The organism is Variovorax sp. 01N425, from assembly GCF_056399465.1.
Genome location: NZ_JBFTRJ010000005.1, coordinates 102,867 through 118,849, shown reverse-complemented (window position 1 = coordinate 118,849; position 15,983 = coordinate 102,867). Strand labels below are relative to the sequence as shown.

The 15,983-nt window shown below is 66.8% G+C and carries 18 protein-coding genes; 4 read left to right on the top strand and 14 right to left on the bottom strand.

Features of this window, described 5'->3' with window-relative positions:
• Positions 1 to 19: 19 nt before the first annotated feature.
• Together AC1DSC_RS10490 and AC1DSC_RS10485 are read right to left on the bottom strand one after the other, a co-directional pair.
• Positions 20 to 1,045: an alpha/beta fold hydrolase gene (locus AC1DSC_RS10490; RefSeq protein WP_436288752.1), complete on the bottom strand. Its 1,026-nt coding sequence runs from the start codon at positions 1,043 to 1,045 to the stop codon at positions 20 to 22.
• Between the two features lie 63 nt (positions 1,046 to 1,108).
• On the bottom strand, positions 1,109 to 2,152 hold the full coding sequence (locus AC1DSC_RS10485; RefSeq protein WP_244883538.1) for an alpha/beta fold hydrolase: 1,044 nt from the start codon (positions 2,150 to 2,152) through the stop codon (positions 1,109 to 1,111).
• 308 nt (positions 2,153 to 2,460) lie between these two features.
• Here AC1DSC_RS10485 and AC1DSC_RS10480 point away from each other — a divergent pair, with 308 nt between their 5' ends.
• Both AC1DSC_RS10480 and AC1DSC_RS10475 read left to right on the top strand, forming a co-directional pair.
• Positions 2,461 to 4,338: a CocE/NonD family hydrolase gene (locus AC1DSC_RS10480; RefSeq protein WP_478131812.1), complete on the top strand. Its 1,878-nt coding sequence runs from the start codon at positions 2,461 to 2,463 to the stop codon at positions 4,336 to 4,338.
• A gap of 16 nt (positions 4,339 to 4,354) precedes the next feature.
• Complete coding sequence (locus tag AC1DSC_RS10475) at positions 4,355 to 5,368, top strand: acyltransferase family protein (RefSeq protein ID WP_230537781.1); 1,014 nt, start codon at positions 4,355 to 4,357, stop codon at positions 5,366 to 5,368.
• Here the strand turns inward: AC1DSC_RS10475 and AC1DSC_RS10470 are convergent.
• Complete coding sequence (locus AC1DSC_RS10470; RefSeq protein WP_015865498.1) at positions 5,331 to 6,080, bottom strand: SDR family NAD(P)-dependent oxidoreductase; 750 nt, start codon at positions 6,078 to 6,080, stop codon at positions 5,331 to 5,333. The genes AC1DSC_RS10475 and AC1DSC_RS10470 overlap by 38 nt on opposite strands.
• 104 nt (positions 6,081 to 6,184) lie before the next feature.
• On the opposite strand from AC1DSC_RS10470, the gene AC1DSC_RS10465 reads away from it, so the two are divergent.
• Complete coding sequence (locus AC1DSC_RS10465; RefSeq protein WP_018904431.1) at positions 6,185 to 7,072, top strand: LysR family transcriptional regulator; 888 nt, start codon at positions 6,185 to 6,187, stop codon at positions 7,070 to 7,072.
• A gap of 12 nt (positions 7,073 to 7,084) precedes the next feature.
• Here the strand turns inward: AC1DSC_RS10465 and AC1DSC_RS10460 are convergent, their stop codons facing one another.
• From AC1DSC_RS10460 to AC1DSC_RS10440, 5 genes are all read right to left on the bottom strand, one after another.
• The gene (locus AC1DSC_RS10460; RefSeq protein WP_062364787.1) at positions 7,085 to 8,542 is read right to left on the bottom strand and encodes a catalase; all 1,458 of its coding nucleotides are present in this window, start codon (positions 8,540 to 8,542) and stop codon (positions 7,085 to 7,087) included.
• A 64-nt stretch (positions 8,543 to 8,606) separates the two neighbouring features.
• Positions 8,607 to 9,152: an Ohr family peroxiredoxin gene (locus tag AC1DSC_RS10455; protein ID WP_062364786.1), complete on the bottom strand. Its 546-nt coding sequence runs from the start codon at positions 9,150 to 9,152 to the stop codon at positions 8,607 to 8,609.
• 38 nt (positions 9,153 to 9,190) lie between these two features.
• Complete coding sequence (locus AC1DSC_RS10450; RefSeq protein WP_015865494.1) at positions 9,191 to 9,772, bottom strand: YceI family protein; 582 nt, start codon at positions 9,770 to 9,772, stop codon at positions 9,191 to 9,193.
• An 81-nt stretch (positions 9,773 to 9,853) separates the two neighbouring features.
• The gene (locus tag AC1DSC_RS10445; protein ID WP_018904426.1) at positions 9,854 to 10,609 is read right to left on the bottom strand and encodes an SDR family oxidoreductase; all 756 of its coding nucleotides are present in this window, start codon (positions 10,607 to 10,609) and stop codon (positions 9,854 to 9,856) included.
• 63 nt (positions 10,610 to 10,672) lie between these two features.
• Positions 10,673 to 11,152, bottom strand: coding sequence for a carboxymuconolactone decarboxylase family protein (locus AC1DSC_RS10440; protein WP_062364785.1), 480 nt, complete (start codon positions 11,150 to 11,152; stop codon positions 10,673 to 10,675).
• Between the two features lie 286 nt (positions 11,153 to 11,438).
• On the opposite strand from AC1DSC_RS10440, the gene AC1DSC_RS10435 reads away from it, so the two are divergent.
• Positions 11,439 to 11,735, top strand: coding sequence for a hypothetical protein (locus AC1DSC_RS10435; RefSeq protein WP_062364784.1), 297 nt, complete (start codon positions 11,439 to 11,441; stop codon positions 11,733 to 11,735).
• Between the two features lie 74 nt (positions 11,736 to 11,809).
• On the opposite strand, the gene AC1DSC_RS10430 is transcribed toward AC1DSC_RS10435, so the two are convergent.
• The 6 genes from AC1DSC_RS10430 to AC1DSC_RS10405 form a co-directional block, all read right to left on the bottom strand.
• Positions 11,810 to 12,436, bottom strand: coding sequence for a peroxiredoxin-like family protein (locus AC1DSC_RS10430; protein WP_015865490.1), 627 nt, complete (start codon positions 12,434 to 12,436; stop codon positions 11,810 to 11,812).
• Positions 12,414 to 12,671, bottom strand: coding sequence for a UBP-type zinc finger domain-containing protein (locus AC1DSC_RS10425; RefSeq protein WP_015865489.1), 258 nt, complete (start codon positions 12,669 to 12,671; stop codon positions 12,414 to 12,416). The genes AC1DSC_RS10430 and AC1DSC_RS10425 overlap by 23 nt, the downstream gene beginning before the upstream one ends.
• 67 nt (positions 12,672 to 12,738) lie before the next feature.
• Complete coding sequence (locus AC1DSC_RS10420) at positions 12,739 to 13,638, bottom strand: glutathione S-transferase family protein (RefSeq protein WP_062364783.1); 900 nt, start codon at positions 13,636 to 13,638, stop codon at positions 12,739 to 12,741.
• Between the two features lie 223 nt (positions 13,639 to 13,861).
• Entirely contained in the window at positions 13,862 to 14,281 is a 420-nt protein-coding gene (locus AC1DSC_RS10415) for a cupin domain-containing protein (protein WP_062364782.1), read from the bottom strand.
• Between the two features lie 125 nt (positions 14,282 to 14,406).
• Positions 14,407 to 15,600, bottom strand: coding sequence for a bifunctional alpha/beta hydrolase/OsmC family protein (locus AC1DSC_RS10410; RefSeq protein ID WP_062364781.1), 1,194 nt, complete (start codon positions 15,598 to 15,600; stop codon positions 14,407 to 14,409).
• 18 nt (positions 15,601 to 15,618) lie between these two features.
• Positions 15,619 to 15,978, bottom strand: coding sequence for a hypothetical protein (locus tag AC1DSC_RS10405; RefSeq protein WP_062364780.1), 360 nt, complete (start codon positions 15,976 to 15,978; stop codon positions 15,619 to 15,621).
• Positions 15,979 to 15,983 lie beyond the last annotated feature (5 nt).

The following is a 15,983-nucleotide window of genomic DNA, read 5'->3' as shown; positions in this document are numbered from 1 at the left end:
TTGAGGCCCAGAGGCACTTTCAGAGGCGGGCGAGTTCCGCCACGGCGGCGGCGAAAGCCTGGGGCGCCTCCTGGGGCAGGTTGTGCCCGATCCCGCCGCTGACCACGCGATGTTCGTACCTGCCCGAGAACTTCCCGGCGTAGGCGCTCGCCTCAGGATGCGGTGCACCGTTGGCATCGCCTTCGAAAGTGATCGTGGGGACGGTGATGACCGGAGCCTTGGCGAGCCGGTTCTCCAGGTCGTCGTACTTCGATTCGCCTTCGGCCAGGCCGAGCCGCCAGCGGTAGTTGTGGATCACGACGGCGACATGGTCCGGGTTCTCCAGGGCGGCAGCGCTGCGGTCGAAGGTGGCATCGTCGAAGGCCCATTTGGGAGAAGCGATCTGCCAGATCAGTTTCGAGAAGTCGTGCCGGTTCTTCTCGTAGCCGGCACGGCCGCGCTCGGTGGCGAAGTAGTACTGGTACCACCACTGCAGTTCGGCTTTCGGTGGCAAAGGAGCCTTGCCCGACTCCCTGTTGCCGATCAGATAACCGCTGACGGAGACAAGGGCCTTGACGCGCTCCGGCCACAAGGCTGCGAGGATGCAGGCCGTCCGAGCGCCCCAATCGCAGCCGCCGACAGTGGCCTGCTGGATCTTCAGCGCATCCATCAACGCAATGATGTCAACGGCCAGCACCGCCTGTTGACCGTTGCGAGGCGTCTCGCTGGAAATGAATTGCGTCGTGCCATAGCCGCGCACATACGGGACGATGACTCTGTACCCCTGCGAGGCCAGGATCGGCGCAACCTCGGCATAGGTATGGATGTCGTAGGGCCAGCCATGCAAAAGCAGGATCGGTGCGCCGTTCGCAGGCCCCAGTTCCGCATAGCCGATGTTCAGCACGCCGGCCTCGATGCTCTTGAGTGGCTCGAGGCGCTTGAGCGGCCTCGACGCGGCGCGCGTCTGTGCGAAAGCTGGAACGCCTGCCGCGAACTGGGAGGTAACGACACCGATGGCCGCTTTCTCCAGAAATGAGCGGCGGGGCAATTTGTTTGGATCGGACATCGGGAAATCCTGGTGGGTGAAGAAGGGTTCTCCCCTGGATCGGGAGTGCGGTGTTGCGCAAGCTCAACGCGTGCGGCGGTCCGCGCGCACCAGTTCGAGCACCGCGTCCGCAAACGCCCCTGGCGCCTCTTGCGGCAGGTTGTGTCCCGCCCCCGGTATCACGCGGTGTGTGCGTGGCCCGGTGAACTTCGCCGCCTGGGCCGAACCGTCGGTCGGGCCATGGGCGCTGTCGTCGGAGCCGTCCAGTGTCACCGTCCGCACCGGTATCGCGGGCAGCGATGCAAGCCTGCGATCGATCTCGGCATAGGCGGGGTCTCCCTTGACTGCGCCGAATCGGTGGCGGAACGAATGGATGGAGACATCGACGTGGTCGGGGTTGTCGAACGATCCGGCGGTGCGCGCAAAGGTCGCGTCGTCGAAGCGCCAGGTCGGGGACCACTGCTTCCAGAAGAACCGGTTCATCTCGCGGCGGTACTTTGTGTAGCCGGCGCGCCCTCTCTCGGTCTGGAAGTAGAACTGCCACCAGAGCGGAATCTCGCTTTCGGGCAGCGCCGGAACCAATGCCGCGGACGGTTCCGTGAAGGCATAGCCGTTGCCCGACACCAAGCCCGCGCAGCGCTCGGGCCAGAGGGCGGCCACGGCGCTGGCCGCCTTGCCGCCCCAGTCGTATCCCGCCAGCACCGCACGCGGCAACGCCAATGCATCGAGCAGCGCCAGCAGGTCCGCGCCGAATGCCGCGAATTCGCCCGAACGCAGCGTGCCTGCATTCAGGAAGCGCGTGGGGCCGAAGCCGCGCAGATAGGGAACGATCACGCGGCAACCCGCGGACGCGAGGAGGGGGGCGACCTCCGCGTACGCCTCGATGTCATACGGGAAACCGTGAAGCAGCACCACCGCGGGGCCGTCTGCCGGGCCTGCCTCGCAGTAGGCGATGTTCAGGACGCCGGCATCGACGTTCTTCAAGCGGCCCAGTGCGAGGGCGGGGAATCCGATGCCCTTCGCGAATGCCACGCTGCCGCCCAGCGCCAGGCCCAGTCCAGCGATGCCCGCACCCGCCACCGCGCCGCGCAGCAGTCCGCGCCGCACGAAGTCCATGCGGTCGTCCATGCGGGTCGGGGTTACTGAATCCGTCATCTGAATCTTTCCGTGCGTGTGTGAGGATCTTGATAGCCGCTTCGATCGTAGGTTTGAGCAGGGAGGGCTACTAGCCACGTGCGGGGCTGCACCGTGTTGAGCGACGGACATCAATCGGTTCGATGGCGTGATCCGAGCCGCTGGTCGCGCCCGCAAGACAGCCTTGGCCGGTATGTACTTTCCAGCGCCAAGGTTTGTCGTGCGCAGGACTGCCGACAGCGCAGCGATGCCCTAACATCGCCTCCCGCCGCCGATCCAGCAAGCCCTCGAGTACAAGAACCATGAAGAAGCTCATCGCCGCCGCCATCACACTCGCCACGGCGTTCGTCACGTCGCTCGCGGCACATGGGCAGGATGCCCCGCTGGATCCCGACACGGGCCTGCCGTTGTCGCCGCCTTTCGATTTCCCCGAGCGGGGACCGGCCGCACCATTCTGGGCGAAGCGCCTCACCGGTTACTTCAAGATATCCGACGGAATCAGGCTGCGCTACAGCGTGCTCCTGCCGAAGGCATCGGGCAGGTTCCCCGTCATCTTGAGCATCAACGGGTACGACGCCGGCTCGATCGGAGGAACGCCCTATCTCCAGTACAAGACATCGATGTCCATCGAACTCGACAGGCGGCTTGTCGACGCCGGCTATGCGGTGATGGGCGTCAACGCCGCGGGCAGCGGATGCTCCGCAGGCCCGCTGGAGTACACGCGGCCACAGCTCGGAAGACACGGCGCCGAGGCCGTCGAGTTCGCGGCGTCGCAAGCGTGGTCCAACGCCAAGGTCGGCATGGTCAACTGGTCGTACGGTGGTTCTTCCCAACTGGCGACGGCGCAGCACCGGCCGCCGCACCTTCGGGCCATCGTGCCCGGCATGGTGTTGACGGACTTCCGCGACGCCTTGATGCCCGGCGGCGTGCCGGCGCCCGGCTTCATCACGCCGCTGCGCGGCTCCATGCGCGCCTACTGGGAGAAGGTGGTCGCGCAGACGGCAAGGGAAGAGGGCGATGCCGCCTGCCTGGCGCAGATCCCGAAGAACCTCGCGGCCGAAGACACGAACTCCGTGATGCACCTGTTCCTGTCGCATCCCTTGCGGGACGAGCGCATGAAGAGCTTCGACCTGGCGCCGCATGCCGACCGCGTGCAGGTTCCCGTGCTGTCGCTCGAAGCGTTCCAGGACCAGGCCATCACGCCGCGCAGCGGCTACTACCAGTCCCGGCTCGATCCCGCCAGGCTGTGGTCGGTGCAGACCAACGGCCGGCACGACATGTACCTGGCCGCGGATTTCCAGGCGATGGCCGTGCGTTTTCTCGACCGCTTCGTCAAGGGAGAGAACAACGGATTCGAGCGTGACACACCACGCACCACCGTATGGATGGAAAGCTCCGAAGCAGGCGGCAACGCACTGGAGCGGCGCGTTTCCGCCAGGGCCCGCTGGGTGGTGCAAAGAGGCTCGATCCGCAGCGATGACCTGGCCGTCAAGGCGTTCCACCTGGGTGCGGGCCAGACCCTCGCCGATGCCCCTGGCTCCGGCGCTGCCGATAGCTTCGACTACCCGGGCGCCGGTGTGGCCGTCAACGACATTGCGGGAAGGAGCTTCTGGGGCCCGCTGCCTGGCGACTGGAAGACCACGGGCGTGGCCTACACATCGCCGCCATTGGATGAGGACATGATGGTCTACGGACCGGGCAGCGCCGACCTCTGGGTCACGGCCGGCGCCGGCGACGCCGACCTGCAGGTCACCGTCACGGAACTCCGGCCGGACGGGCAGGAGATCTATGTCCAGCGCGGCTGGCTGCGCTTGTCGAACCGCGCCCTGGACACGGCGCGCTCGACCCCGCTGTTGCCCGTTCGGCTCGAACGGCCGGAGCAGCCGATGCCGCTGCTGCCGGGCCGGCCGGTCCTCGCCCGCGTCGAGATCCACAAGATGGGCCACTACTTTCGCGCCGGCTCGCGGCTGCGGATCTGGATCGACACGCCCGCACAGACCGGTGGCCTGGTGTTCGACACCTTCACGCAGAAGCAGCGCGTCCATGTGCTGCACAACGCCAGGTACGACTCCGTGGTGCGGCTCGGCGTGCTGAAGGACGTGAAGGGACCTGCAGGCTATCCGGCGTGCGGCGAGACGATCCTGCAGCCGTGCCGGCCGGACCCGCTGGCCATTCGCTGAGCACGGACAGATGTCCATGCCCTACAACCCGGCGCTCGACGGCGTTCGCGCGCTGTCCATCCTCGCGGTCGTGCTGTTTCACTGCGAAGTCCCCGGTGCGCGCGGCGGCTTTATCGGGCTGGACGTTTTTTTCGTTCTTTCCGGCTATCTCATCACTTCGCTGCTGACGGCGGAATACCGTCATGGCGGCATCGAGATCGGCCGCTTCTATGCGCGCCGGGCGTTGCGCTTGTATCCGACGCTGCTGCTCATGGTTGCGGTCTACGTGGGGCTGGCCCCCATCCTCTGGCCGGCGGACGATCGCTGGCTGTCCGCCGTGCTCGCCGCACTCTACGTCTACGACTATGCGCTGGCCTTCCGGGAGCTGGCCTACACCATCGGCCACACATGGTCCCTCGGCGTGGAAGAAAAGTTCTACCTGCTGTGGCCTCTCGTGCTGCCGCTCTTTCTGCGAACGCGGCGTCCGGTCGGATGGCTGGTGTCGGCATTTTTGGCAGTGACTGCATGGCGGTATTTCGTGGCCATGAACTGGACCTGGCAGCAGGCGTATTTCCGTTTCGACACGCGAATGAGCGGCATCCTGCTCGGGGCCATTGCGGCACTGGCCCATTTCAAGGTGTCGAAGCACGCGCTCGCCATGGCTTGCATGGCGCTGCTGGTCCTGATCGCCCTGCCTTCGCTGCCGACGAGCGACCAGGTCCAGGCGGTCACGCTGCGCATCACATCGGCGGAGTTGTCGGCCTTCGTGCTGATCTGCTTTGCCGCAGAACATGGGCGAGCGGCATTCCTCGCGTCGCGGCCCATGGCCTACATCGGCAGGCTGTCCTATGGCATCTATCTCTGGCACTTCCCCTTGGCTTTGCTGCTGCGCAGTACGCAGCCGTTGTGGATCACGCTGAGCGCGACCCTTGCGTTCTCGTTCACGATGGCGGCGATCTGCCTGCATCTGGTGGACACGCCTCTGAAGAGATGGCGCCAGAAGGCATGGCCCTTCAGGCCAGCGCCATGCCACCGTCGACCTTCAGGTTGACGCCCGTGACGAACACGCTGTCGTCGCTCGCCAGGAACAGCGCCGCTTGCGCCAGGTCATTCGGCTGGCCCAGGCGACCCAACGGGATCGCTGCCGCCATGCGCTGGTCGAAATCAGGCCGTGCGGATTCCGTGATGCCCAGCTTTGCGAGGATCGGCGTGTCGACCGGGCCGGGGCTCAGCACGTTGACCCGGATGCGGCGGTCCTTGAGCTCGAGTGCCCAGTTGCGTGCAAAGGCCTCGATGGCGGCCTTGCTGCCGGCGTAGACCGCGTGGTTGTCCATCACCTTGCTGCCGGCGATCGAGCTCGTGAGGATGATCGAGCCGCCGTCGCGCATGAACGGCAGTGCCTTGGTCACGCCGAAGAACACCGCGCGTGTATTGGTGGCGAACTGCGCGTCGTAGTTGTCCACGGTCACGGCAGAGGACGGCTCGAGAATCGCCGTTCCCGCATTCGCCACATAGATGTCGATGGCGCCGAACCGTGCCTTCACCGCGGCGAGCAGGCGGTCGTGCATTGCAAGGTCGGCCACGTCGCCGACGAAGCCCATCGCGTCCGGACCGATGCGCGCCAATGCCGTGTCCACGGCGTCCTGGCGGCGTCCTACGACGACGACGCGGGCGCCTTCCGCCGCGAAAGCCTGGGCGCACGCCAGGCCGATGCCGCTGTTGCCTCCGGTGATCACCGCCACTTTGCCAGAGAGCTTTTGCATGATGCTTTTCCTTGTTCAACGAAGAGAGTAGCCTTCAATCTAGGTTGTTCACCTGCACTTCAGTAGTGGGCAAGAATGAAAACACTTGTGCCCCGGAGTCTTCAATGAATGTTCTCGACCAGGCGCCCGGATTGGTGGCCTTTGCCAGCGCCGTGGAGGCCGGCTCGTTCAGTGCGGCCGCGCGGACGCTGGGGACGTCGCCCTCGGCGGTCTCCAAGAGTGTGGCGCGGCTGGAGCAGCGCTTCGGCGTGCGGCTCTTCCAGCGCTCCACGCGGATGCTGTCGCTCACGCAGGAGGGCGCTGCGTACTACGAGCGCATCGCGCCGCTGCTGCGCGCGCTCGACCAGGCCGGCGACGCGATGCGGCCCGCCGGCATTGCGCAGGGCGTGCTGCGCATCACGGCGCCCGGAGACCTCGGGCGCATCCTGCTGGAGCCGGTGATCGGCAGGTTCCTGCCCAGGCACCCGGAGCTGAAGCTCGAGATGAGCCTTGCCGACCGCCATGTCGACCTGATCCGCGAGGGCTACGACATCGCCATTCGCGCGGGGCAGGTGGCCGACTCCGACCTCACGGCGCGGCGCCTTGCCGACCTGCCGCTCGTGCTGGTGGCGTCGCCCGTGTATCTGGCGCGCCGCGGCACGCCCGATTCGATCGAGGCCCTGCACAGCCACGCGCACGTGCGCTACATGCTGGGCGGCAAGGCGTTTCCGATCCGCTTTGCCGATGGCAGCGTGTTGAACCCGGCCGGCGTATTCGACACGGACAACAGCGTCGCGCTGCGCATCGCGGCACTTGGCGACCTGGGCATCGTGCAGATCCTGCGCCTGTTCGTGCAGGACGACATCGACGCCGGCCGGCTGGTGCCCGTGCTGCCGTCGCAGCCGTTGCCGCTCGTGACCGTCTCGGCCCTGCATGCCTTCGGGCGCCAGGCGCCGGCGCGTGCGCGGCTTTTCATCGAGTTCCTTGCGGCGGAACTCGAAGGGTTGTCCTGAGGCAGGGGCGCCTTAGAGACCCAGCGCCCTTGCCACGCCCGCCCCATAGGCCGCATCGGCCTTGGCGCAGTTGCCGATGTGGCGGCGCTTGATGAACCCGGGCGCATCGCCCATGGCGCGCGCCGTGTTGTCGAACAGCACCTGCTGCTGCGCCGGCGTCATCAGGCGGAACAGGTCGCCGGGCTGCTTGTAGTAGTCGGCATCGTCCTCGCGGAAATTCCAGAAGTCCGCATCGCCGCGCAGCTTGAGCGGCGGCTCGCGGTAGCCGGGCTGCTCCTGCCACTGGCCGAAGCTGTTGGGCTCGTAGTGCGGCGCGGCGCCGTAGTTGCCGTCCACCCGGATCGCGCCGTCGCGGTGGTTGCTGTGCACCGGGCAGCGCGCGGCGTTCACCGGGATCTGGTGGTGGTTCACGCCCAGGCGGTAGCGCTGCGCATCCGAATAGGCGAAGAGGCGCGCCTGCAGCATCTTGTCGGGCGACACGCCGATGCCGGGCACCAGGTTGCTGGGCGCGAACGCGCTCTGCTCCACGTCGGCGAAGAAGTTCGCGGGATTGCGGTTCAGCTCCATCACGCCCACCTCGATCAGCGGGTAGTCCTTCTTGGGCCAGACCTTGGTCAGGTCGAAGGGGTGGTAGGGCACCTTCTCTGCATCGGCTTCGGGCATCACCTGCACGGAGAGCGTCCACCTGGGGAAGTCGCCGCCCTCGATGGCTTCGAACAGGTCGCGCTGGTGGCTCTCGCGGTCGCCGCCGACCAGGGCCGCGGCCTCGGCATCGGTGAGGTTCTTGATGCCCTGCTGCGTCCGGAAGTGGAACTTGACCCAGAAGCGCTCGTCCTGCGCATTGACGAAGCTGTAGGTGTGCGAGCCGAAGCCGTGCATGTGGCGGTAGCTGGCCGGGATGCCGCGGTCGCTCATCACGATGGTGACCTGGTGCAGCGCCTCGGGCAGCAGCGTCCAGAAGTCCCAGTTGTTGGTGGCGCTGCGCAGGTTGGTGCGGGGGTCGCGCTTGACGGCCTTGTTCAGGTCCGGAAACTTGCGCGGGTCGCGCAGGAAGAACACGGGCGTGTTGTTGCCCACCAGGTCCCAGTTGCCTTCTTCCGTATAGAACTTGAGCGCGAAGCCGCGGATGTCGCGTTCGGCATCGGCCGCGCCGCGCTCGCCGGCCACCGTGGTGAAGCGCGCGAACATCTCGGTCTTCTTGCCCACGGCGCTGAAGAGCTTGGCGCGGGTGTACTGCGTGATGTCGTGCGTGACGGTGAAGCTGCCGAAGGCGCCGGAGCCCTTGGCGTGCATGCGGCGCTCCGGGATGACCTCGCGGTTGAAGTTGGCGAGCTTTTCGAGCAGCCACACGTCCTGCATCAGCAGCGGGCCGCGCGCGCCGGCCGTGAGGCTGTTCTGGTTGTCGGGCACGGGGGCGCCGAAGGCGGTGGTCAGGGAGGTTTTGCGCGGGGTGTCGGATGAATCGCTCATGGAGGGGCTTTCTCAACGCAGGGAAGGGGAGCGCCGATGGAGCGCGGCGCCGGTCTGTGAGTTCCTAGGCGGCGACTGCAACGATGCTCGTGATGCCGTTGCGGGCCATCTTCGCATAGGGACAAAATCTTTCCGTGCTGCGCACCAGTTCTTCGGCCACGCATTTCTCGACGTCGGGCAAATGGATCCGCACATCGGCGGTGAGCACGAAGAGTCCGTCGACGGGGTCGCGCCCGAAAACGACGGACGCCTCCACGGTGGCGTCATGAACCGGAATCTTCTTCTTCGCGGCCAGCAGGTTCAACGCCCCATGGAAGCATGCGGCATAGGCCGCCGCGAACAGCTGCTCCGGGTTGGTGCCGCCACCGCCGCCTCCCAGCGCGGCCGGAAGCCGAAGCTCCAGGTTCAGGTTGCCGTCGTCGGAGCGCGCCACGCCCGAGGCCCGTCCGTGCTCCGCTTCGCCGCCGCTCACCGTGACGACGGTCGAATAGATCGGCTCGAATTCCTGCCCCTTGTACCTGTCGAGCAGCGTGACGGGAGGCGGTTGCAGCGGGCTGGATTGCGCGGCTTGTGCTGCAGAAACTGGGGTTGTATCTCTCGGCGTGGGCATTCCGGGCTTCTGTTCAATGGTGTTGCGCAAGAGCACGCTCAGGCGGCAGGGGCTTCGAGTTCGAAAGCCGCACTGATGATGAGACCCAGCTCGTCGCCGATCATCGGGAGCGCGGCGGTCACGCCGTAGTCGCTGCGGCGGATGCGGCCCCGGATGTCGAAGCCGACCGTGTAGACCTGCTTTGCCGGATTCATGCCGGCGCCGACGAAGCTCACGTCGAATGTGGCGTTGCGCGTCACGCCGTGCAGGGCGAGGGCGCCGGCCACCTGGAATGAATTCGCAGCCAGGGAAAGCGGCGCGGCAAAGTCGAAGGAGACCAACGGAAACCGCTCGGCGTCCAGCCAGTCTCGGCTTTTGAGTTCGCCATCCAGGATGGGGCTCGTGGTCCTCACGTTGGCGACGGGCACGGACACCGCGAGCCGCGTGTCGCTGCCGTGTGCCGACAGCGGAATGTCGAGCGTGCCGCAAGGGCCCGTGAATTCGCCGAAATAGGTCGAGATGCCGAAGTGCGACACCCTGAACAGCACCTGCGAATGTGCGGGATCGACGACGTAGCGTCCGCGGCTGATGTCGGCCAGGTTCGTCGAGGCGAGTGTGGAGAGTACGGAGCTGTCGGGCATGGCGTCATCAGGATGGGAGAGGAGGGCCGTGGGGCAGGAACCCCCGGCCGCATCCCGATGTGGCCGAAGGTGGTCTTTGTGTCAGCGTGCCGGCTTGGGCAGCGCGAACCAGGCTTCGAAGCCGAGCGCGCCGATGCGCGGGTTGGGGCCCGGCACCAGCGTTTCGTCCTTCAGCTCCGCACCGAAGTAGCGCGCGTGCACGTCCTGGACGACCTTGCGCGGATCGCTGGTCTTGGCGAGAAAGCGCTGCACCAGGTCGGACAGGCGAACGCGCTCGGGGCCGGCAATCTCGACCACGCCATTCACCGGCTTGCCCAGGGTGTAGTCGGCCACGGCAGTTGCGACGTCGTCCGATGCGATCGGCTGCACGAAGGCCGGCGAGAGGCGCACGGTGTCGCCGTCGGTGCCCGACTGCGCAATGCCACCGAGGAATTCGAAGAACTGCGTCGAATGGACGATGGTGTAGGGAATCTTCGATTCGCGGATCAGCTTTTCCTGCGCGATCTTGCCGCGGAAGTAGCCGCTTTCGGAGAGGCGGTCGGTGCCGACCACCGACAGCGCGACGTGGTGCTTCACGCCGGCCACGGCTTCCGCGGCCAGGAGGTTGCGCCCCGAGGTCTCGAAGAATTCGAGCACGGCCTTGTCCTCGAACGAAGGCGAGTTGGCCACGTCCAGCACCACCTGCGCGCCCTTGAGGGCCTCGGCCAGGCCTTCGCCGGTGATGGTGTTGACGCCCGATGCGGGCGATGCGGCAACGACCTCATGGCCGGCTTCGCGCAGCTTGCTGACGACCTTGGAGCCGATGAGGCCCGAGCCGCCGATGACGACGATCTTCATGGTGATTTCCTTTGGCCCGCAAGGGGCTGGTTGGTTGGCGAAGGTGGTTCCCGGCGGCGCGGATCAGGCGAGCTTTGCCTTGTCCAGGCCGAAGACCTTGTCCGAGGCGCCGGGCACGCTCTTGAAGCCGATGTTCAGGCGGCTCCATGCGTTGGTGGACATGATGAGGAAAGTGAGGTCGGAGATTTCCTTCTCCGACAGCTGCGTGCGCACGCGCTCGTAGATGTCGTCGGGCACGCCTTGCTCGGGCAGCCTGGTCAGCACCTCGGTCCAGGCCAGCGCCGCACGTTCGCGCGGAATGAACAGCGTCGATTCGCGCCATGCGGCCAGGTGGTACAGGCGCAGCTCGCGCTCGCCCTGGATCCTGGCCTGCTTGACGTGCATGTCCAGGCAGAACGCGCAGCCGTTGAGTTGCGAGGTGCGGATCGACACCAGGTTGCGGATCGGCTCTTCGATGGCGCCTTCCTTGATCGCGTTGAGGAACTCGACGAACTTCTTGAAGAGTTCGGGCGATTGCTCGACATAGTTGACACGTTGGGTCACGACTAACTCCTGGAATGGGTGGCGGATGCCTGGACTCGGAACGGCTGAGTCATCCGTCTTGCGAAGACCGCGCAGACAGGAGGTAGCGTAGGTTGGAGAAGGTGCCGCCGGTAGCCATGTGCGGGGCTTCACGGTGTTGCCCAACGCGCAACAATCCGGCCAGGGACTCGGCATGTTTCCGAAATGGCACCAGCCGAAGGCGAAATCCGGCGCGGCTGCGTCCTAGAATTTTTTGGACGCTTGCGGCAATGCGGCGTCCTCCATTCACTTTCGGAAAGTCCATCAAATGATCAAGCACATCACCGTCATGACGGCCGCCTTCCTGGCCGCGGCGAGCGTCTTCGCGCAATCGGCGGAGAACCAGGCCGTCACCGACAGCAAGCCCCAGGTGCGGGCCCAGGCCAGGGTGGCGGCCAAGGCGCCAGGCAGGGCCGCCGTGGCCTCGGGCGACACGGTCAAGACCGCCGAAGGCGGCGCAATCGGAACCGACACGGCCGCCATTGCCGGCGAGAAGCGCCACCAGACGCGCGATACGCGCAAGCCGAATCGCCGCAAGCCCGTTCCCGGCGGCACGCCCGAGTGAAGCTGCGAATCGCCTGAGGCCCATCGCAGGAAGCCCGCCAGTCACTCACTGGCGGGCTTCGTCGCATGGGACCTTCAGGGGGCACTGGCTGCCGCAAGGGCGCGGCCGCGGACCATGTCTTCGATTGCGCGCAGCACATCGGCCGGCTCTGCGCGCTTCCGGATGTCCTCCTCGATGTGGGCGAAACGGATGCGGCCATCCTCATCGATCACATAGGTCGCCGGAACCGGCAACACCCACAGGCCGTTGCCGTTCAGGACGGGAATGTCGGTGCCCACCGAGCCGTAGAAGCTGACGAGCTCGGGCGGGAGCGTGAAGGCCAGCTCGAAGCCGCTGGCGGCTTCGAGGTTGGAATCGCTGAGCACGGTGAACGTGAACTGGTTGTCCTCGGCCGTACGCATCGAATGGTCGGGCGTCTGCGGCGAGATCGCAAGGAGCGTGGCGCCGAGCCGCGCCAGGTCGTCCGCCCGCTGGTGCCAGGCCCGCAGCTGGAGGCTGCAGTAGCCGCACCAGCCGCCGCGGTAGAACACCAGCACGAGCGGGCCCTTGCGCCATTCGTCCGACAGTCGGACCAGGCGGCCGGCACCGTCCGGCAGGGTCGCGTCGGGCGCAAGGTCGCCGGCGCGCTTGGCACGGGCGGCGATGCCCGTGGCGTCGAACACCGCATCGGCGGCGCTGTCAGACGAGCTTGTGGTCGACATAGCACCATCTCCAGGATTCGCCGGGCTCCGCGGACTGAATGACCGCATGGCCGGTTTCGTGGAAGTGGCCGGTCGCGTGCTTTCCCTGCGAGGAGTCGCAACATCCGACGTGGCCGCAACTGAGGCACATGCGCAGGTGGACCCAGCGGCCGCCGGAACGCAGGCATTCCTCGCAACCTGTGGTGGTTGGCGTGACCGGGCGGACCTGCTCCAGGTGGGGGCAGCCGGCGGTCATGCGCACACCTTTGCATGCAAGGGGGTGAGGGGGGCGGAATTTTTCATGGCGTTTGCAGGTTGTGTATCTACAGATCGAGCCGGATCGCGCCATTGCTGACATAGCGCGAGAAATTCTGGAAGGGAATGGCCGCCTGGCCGCGGTAGTTTTCGTCCTGCCAGCTGAAGACCGTGTCCATCCGCGAGACCTCGATCTCCACGAGGCCCCGGCGCACTTCGAGCTCGGCGCCGTCGCCTTCGCTGTACTCCACCAGCCCGACCACTTCGGCGTTCAGCGTGGTGGCCAGGTTGTCGCGGATCCGTTCGTTCAGGCGCATCAATTGATCGGGCGCGCTGTGCGCGCGCTCGGTGCGTGGCGCCAGGCCTTCCTCCATCACGAGGGCCGCATGCACGCCCTCGTCGGCATGCATCCGGCGAACGAAGGCCGTCAGGTTTTCGAAGCCGTGCAGCCCGACCTTCGTGCCGATGGCCCAGCGCAGCATCACGAAGTGGTACGCGTCGGCAATGGAGCGCCGGCCCGTGAGCCATTCGCGGCCTTCGAGCTGCGCGTCGAGCCGCCCAAGGTACTCGCGCACGTGGCCGCGCGCCGTGGCGGCCAGCTGCGCCGCCAGGCCGTCGTCCGGCAGATAGCGCTCGGGAAAGAAGATCGGCCTGAACGCCTTGTGCACATCGGAGTTCAGGAAGCCGAGCCAGCGCATGACCTCCGCCCGCGCGCGCGGCGAACCGTCGCCCGCCAGCTGCAGCTGCGGATGCAGGTCCGCGAGGTAGCCGAGGATGGCGACGTTCTCGCTCAGCGTGAAGTCGCCGTGCACGAGCAGCGGCACCACGCCGGCCGGGTTGAGCGCCAGGTACTCCGGCATCTTGATGCTGCGGCGGTCCATGCGCACCGCCTCGTAGGGCTGGCCGGACCACTCGAGCACGATGTGGTCGGCCAGTGCGCTGGCTCCGGGCATGTAGAAGAGTTTCATGGCAGAGGTCCTGTGTACTTGTGCCGGCCCCCTGTTGCAGGAAGCAAGGGATGCCTTCCACCCGCCGCGTCGCTGTGTTGCTGGTCGGATTTACGCGGGGACACCGCGCCGACGTGAGTCTGTCCCGTGCACGAACGGGTGGAAAGTGCACGCCTCATTACAGCCGCCTCGGCGATCTGACACCCGTCATCTTCGTTGCGGCGGGTGGAATGCAACCGGTGGGTTATTTCACTGGAATGAAGAACTCGGCACCCTTGTTCTTCACGAGCATGACGACGAACTTCGCAGGCTTGGTCTTGCTCGCGTTGCGGCCGACGGTGTGGATGTCGTCGGGGCCTTCGTAGAAGGTGTCGCCGGCCTTCAGCGTCACTTCCGTGCCGCCCTTCACGCCCATCACGATCGAGCCTTCGAGCACGTAGACGTAGCTGTGGGCGTCGTGGCGATGCACCGGATCGACGGCGCCCGGCGGATAGTCCACCGTGATCATCAGCACTTCCTTGCCGGGGATGTCCTTCATCTCCTGGGTCATCAGCGGCGTCACCTTGGCGTCCTTGGGCGTGCCGTGCGAAGCGGCGTTCTGGGCCGTTGCTGCGCCCGCGGCGAACAGCAGTGTCAGTCCGATGCTTCTTGCAATCTTGATCATGGTCTTGCCTTCTTTGATGCGATGGATGAATCGTAGGATCGGGTGGCACGGCGCGGTAGGCCTGTGCGATGGATCACGGTGTTGTCCGCAAGGCACCAATCGCGCCTTGGCTGTGCAGCCCGCGTTCAGGCCGGTGGCTCGCCTTCCACGGGCTCGAAGCGCGCTCCGCCTTCGAGGGTGCGGTGAACGGGGCATCGCTGCGCCATGTCGAGCAGCTGTGTGCGTTGCGCCTCGGTGATGGCGCCGTCGATCGACACCCGCCGGCTGAAGACGTCGGGCGGGGAGATTGCCTTGTCCTTGCAGTGGTTGACCGCGGTGCGGATGCGCGTGACCGGCCAGCCCTTGCTGTCGGCGTAGTGGCGCAGCGTCATGGTCGTGCAGGCGGCGAGCGCGGACGACAGCAGGTTGTAGGGCGTCGGGCCCGAACCGAGCCCGCCCACCGTCTCGGGTTCGTCCGCGAGCCAGCGCGAGCCGCCCGAGCGCAGCGCGAGCTGGAATTTTCCGAGGCCCGTTTCTTCTGCCTCAGCGTCCGCCGCAACCGGGCGGCCGGCGGGCGGTTCGGGCAGGTAGCGGTCCGCCCAGGTTGCGATGAGGCGCGCGACCTGCTCGGCGTCCTCGCGCTTCGACAGCAGGTGGTCCGCATCGTCGAGCGAGACGAAGCTCTTGGGATGCCTCGCTGCCAGAAAGATGCGCGTGGCGTTCTCGATGTCGACCGTGTGGTCCTGCGGCGCATGGAGCAGCAGCAGCGGCCGGTGCAGGGCCGCGATGCGCGCCCCCGGGTCATGCGTGCGCAGGTCGTCCACGAAGGCCTTGCCGACCGCCATCGGCCGTCCGATCACCTGGACCAGCGCCTGTCCCTCGGTCTGGAGGCGCGCAAGACCCGCGGGGTCCAGCAGGTGCAGCACCTGCGCCACATCGAACGGCGCGGCAATGGTCGCGATGGCGTGCGCGCCCGCAATGCGGTCCGCCGCAGCGAGCATGGCGGAGCCGCCGAGGCTGTGGCCGATGAGCAGGCGGGGCGGCATGCCGGCGGCCTCCATGGCGCTGGCGGCCGACACCAGGTCCTGCACGTTCAGCGAGAAGCTCGCGTCGGCGAAATTCCCCTCGCTGCCGCCCAGCCCGGTGAAGTCGAAGCGCAGCACCCCGATCCCCACGCTGGCCAGCGTCCGCGCGATGCGCACGGCCGCGAGGTTGTTCTTGCCGCAGGTGAAGCAGTGCGCGAACAGCGCCCAACCCCGCGGGATGCCCTCCGGCATTTCGAGGCTGCCCGACAGGCGGTGTCCGTTCCGGTTGAGGAATTCGAAGGGGCGGGTAGGCACGGAGCGTGTTCCTGGCGCTCAGGCTTCGAGCGCGGTCGAGTCGCGCCAGCACAGCGCCGAGAGCACGGCGCCTTCGCCGTCGATCTCGAACTCTTCGGGCAGCGGCCCGTCGATGCGTTCCAGTTGCACGGCGTCCGCCAGCCGCTCGCGCAGGTCGCGCGCCCACCGGCTGCCATGGGCCATCCAGGCGGGGCTGATCTCGTCGCCGTCTGGCGAGGGTTCCAGCAGCACGATGACGCGCAGCATGGGCTCGTCCGCCGCGCGGATCGCCCACAGGCGCCGCACGGCGGGCTGTTCTGCGTACCAGCGGGCAAGTGCGCTCGACGTGGCGCAGCCCGGTGGGGTGGCTTCGAGGGAAGAGGCCAGCGAGAGTCTCATGGCGT

What these genes read in the sequence shown, in the direction of transcription:
- AC1DSC_RS10490 (WP_436288752.1), bottom strand. Translation starts at nt 1,045, where the DNA reads ATGTCCGATCCAAACAAATTGCCCCGCCGCTCATTTCTGGAGAAAGCG.
- AC1DSC_RS10485 (WP_244883538.1), bottom strand. Translation starts at nt 2,152, where the DNA reads ATGGACGACCGCATGGACTTCGTGCGGCGCGGACTGCTGCGCGGCGCG.
- AC1DSC_RS10480 (WP_478131812.1), top strand. Translation starts at nt 2,461, where the DNA reads ATGAAGAAGCTCATCGCCGCCGCCATCACACTCGCCACGGCGTTCGTC.
- AC1DSC_RS10475 (WP_230537781.1), top strand. Translation starts at nt 4,355, where the DNA reads ATGCCCTACAACCCGGCGCTCGACGGCGTTCGCGCGCTGTCCATCCTC.
- AC1DSC_RS10470 (WP_015865498.1), bottom strand. Translation starts at nt 6,080, where the DNA reads ATGCAAAAGCTCTCTGGCAAAGTGGCGGTGATCACCGGAGGCAACAGC.
- AC1DSC_RS10465 (WP_018904431.1), top strand. Translation starts at nt 6,185, where the DNA reads ATGAATGTTCTCGACCAGGCGCCCGGATTGGTGGCCTTTGCCAGCGCC.
- AC1DSC_RS10460 (WP_062364787.1), bottom strand. Translation starts at nt 8,542, where the DNA reads ATGAGCGATTCATCCGACACCCCGCGCAAAACCTCCCTGACCACCGCC.
- AC1DSC_RS10455 (WP_062364786.1), bottom strand. Translation starts at nt 9,152, where the DNA reads ATGCCCACGCCGAGAGATACAACCCCAGTTTCTGCAGCACAAGCCGCG.
- AC1DSC_RS10450 (WP_015865494.1), bottom strand. Translation starts at nt 9,772, where the DNA reads ATGCCCGACAGCTCCGTACTCTCCACACTCGCCTCGACGAACCTGGCC.
- AC1DSC_RS10445 (WP_018904426.1), bottom strand. Translation starts at nt 10,609, where the DNA reads ATGAAGATCGTCGTCATCGGCGGCTCGGGCCTCATCGGCTCCAAGGTC.
- AC1DSC_RS10435 (WP_062364784.1), top strand. Translation starts at nt 11,439, where the DNA reads ATGATCAAGCACATCACCGTCATGACGGCCGCCTTCCTGGCCGCGGCG.
- AC1DSC_RS10430 (WP_015865490.1), bottom strand. Translation starts at nt 12,436, where the DNA reads ATGTCGACCACAAGCTCGTCTGACAGCGCCGCCGATGCGGTGTTCGAC.
- AC1DSC_RS10425 (WP_015865489.1), bottom strand. Translation starts at nt 12,671, where the DNA reads ATGACCGCCGGCTGCCCCCACCTGGAGCAGGTCCGCCCGGTCACGCCA.
- AC1DSC_RS10420 (WP_062364783.1), bottom strand. Translation starts at nt 13,638, where the DNA reads ATGAAACTCTTCTACATGCCCGGAGCCAGCGCACTGGCCGACCACATC.
- AC1DSC_RS10415 (WP_062364782.1), bottom strand. Translation starts at nt 14,281, where the DNA reads ATGATCAAGATTGCAAGAAGCATCGGACTGACACTGCTGTTCGCCGCG.
- AC1DSC_RS10405 (WP_062364780.1), bottom strand. Translation starts at nt 15,978, where the DNA reads ATGAGACTCTCGCTGGCCTCTTCCCTCGAAGCCACCCCACCGGGCTGC.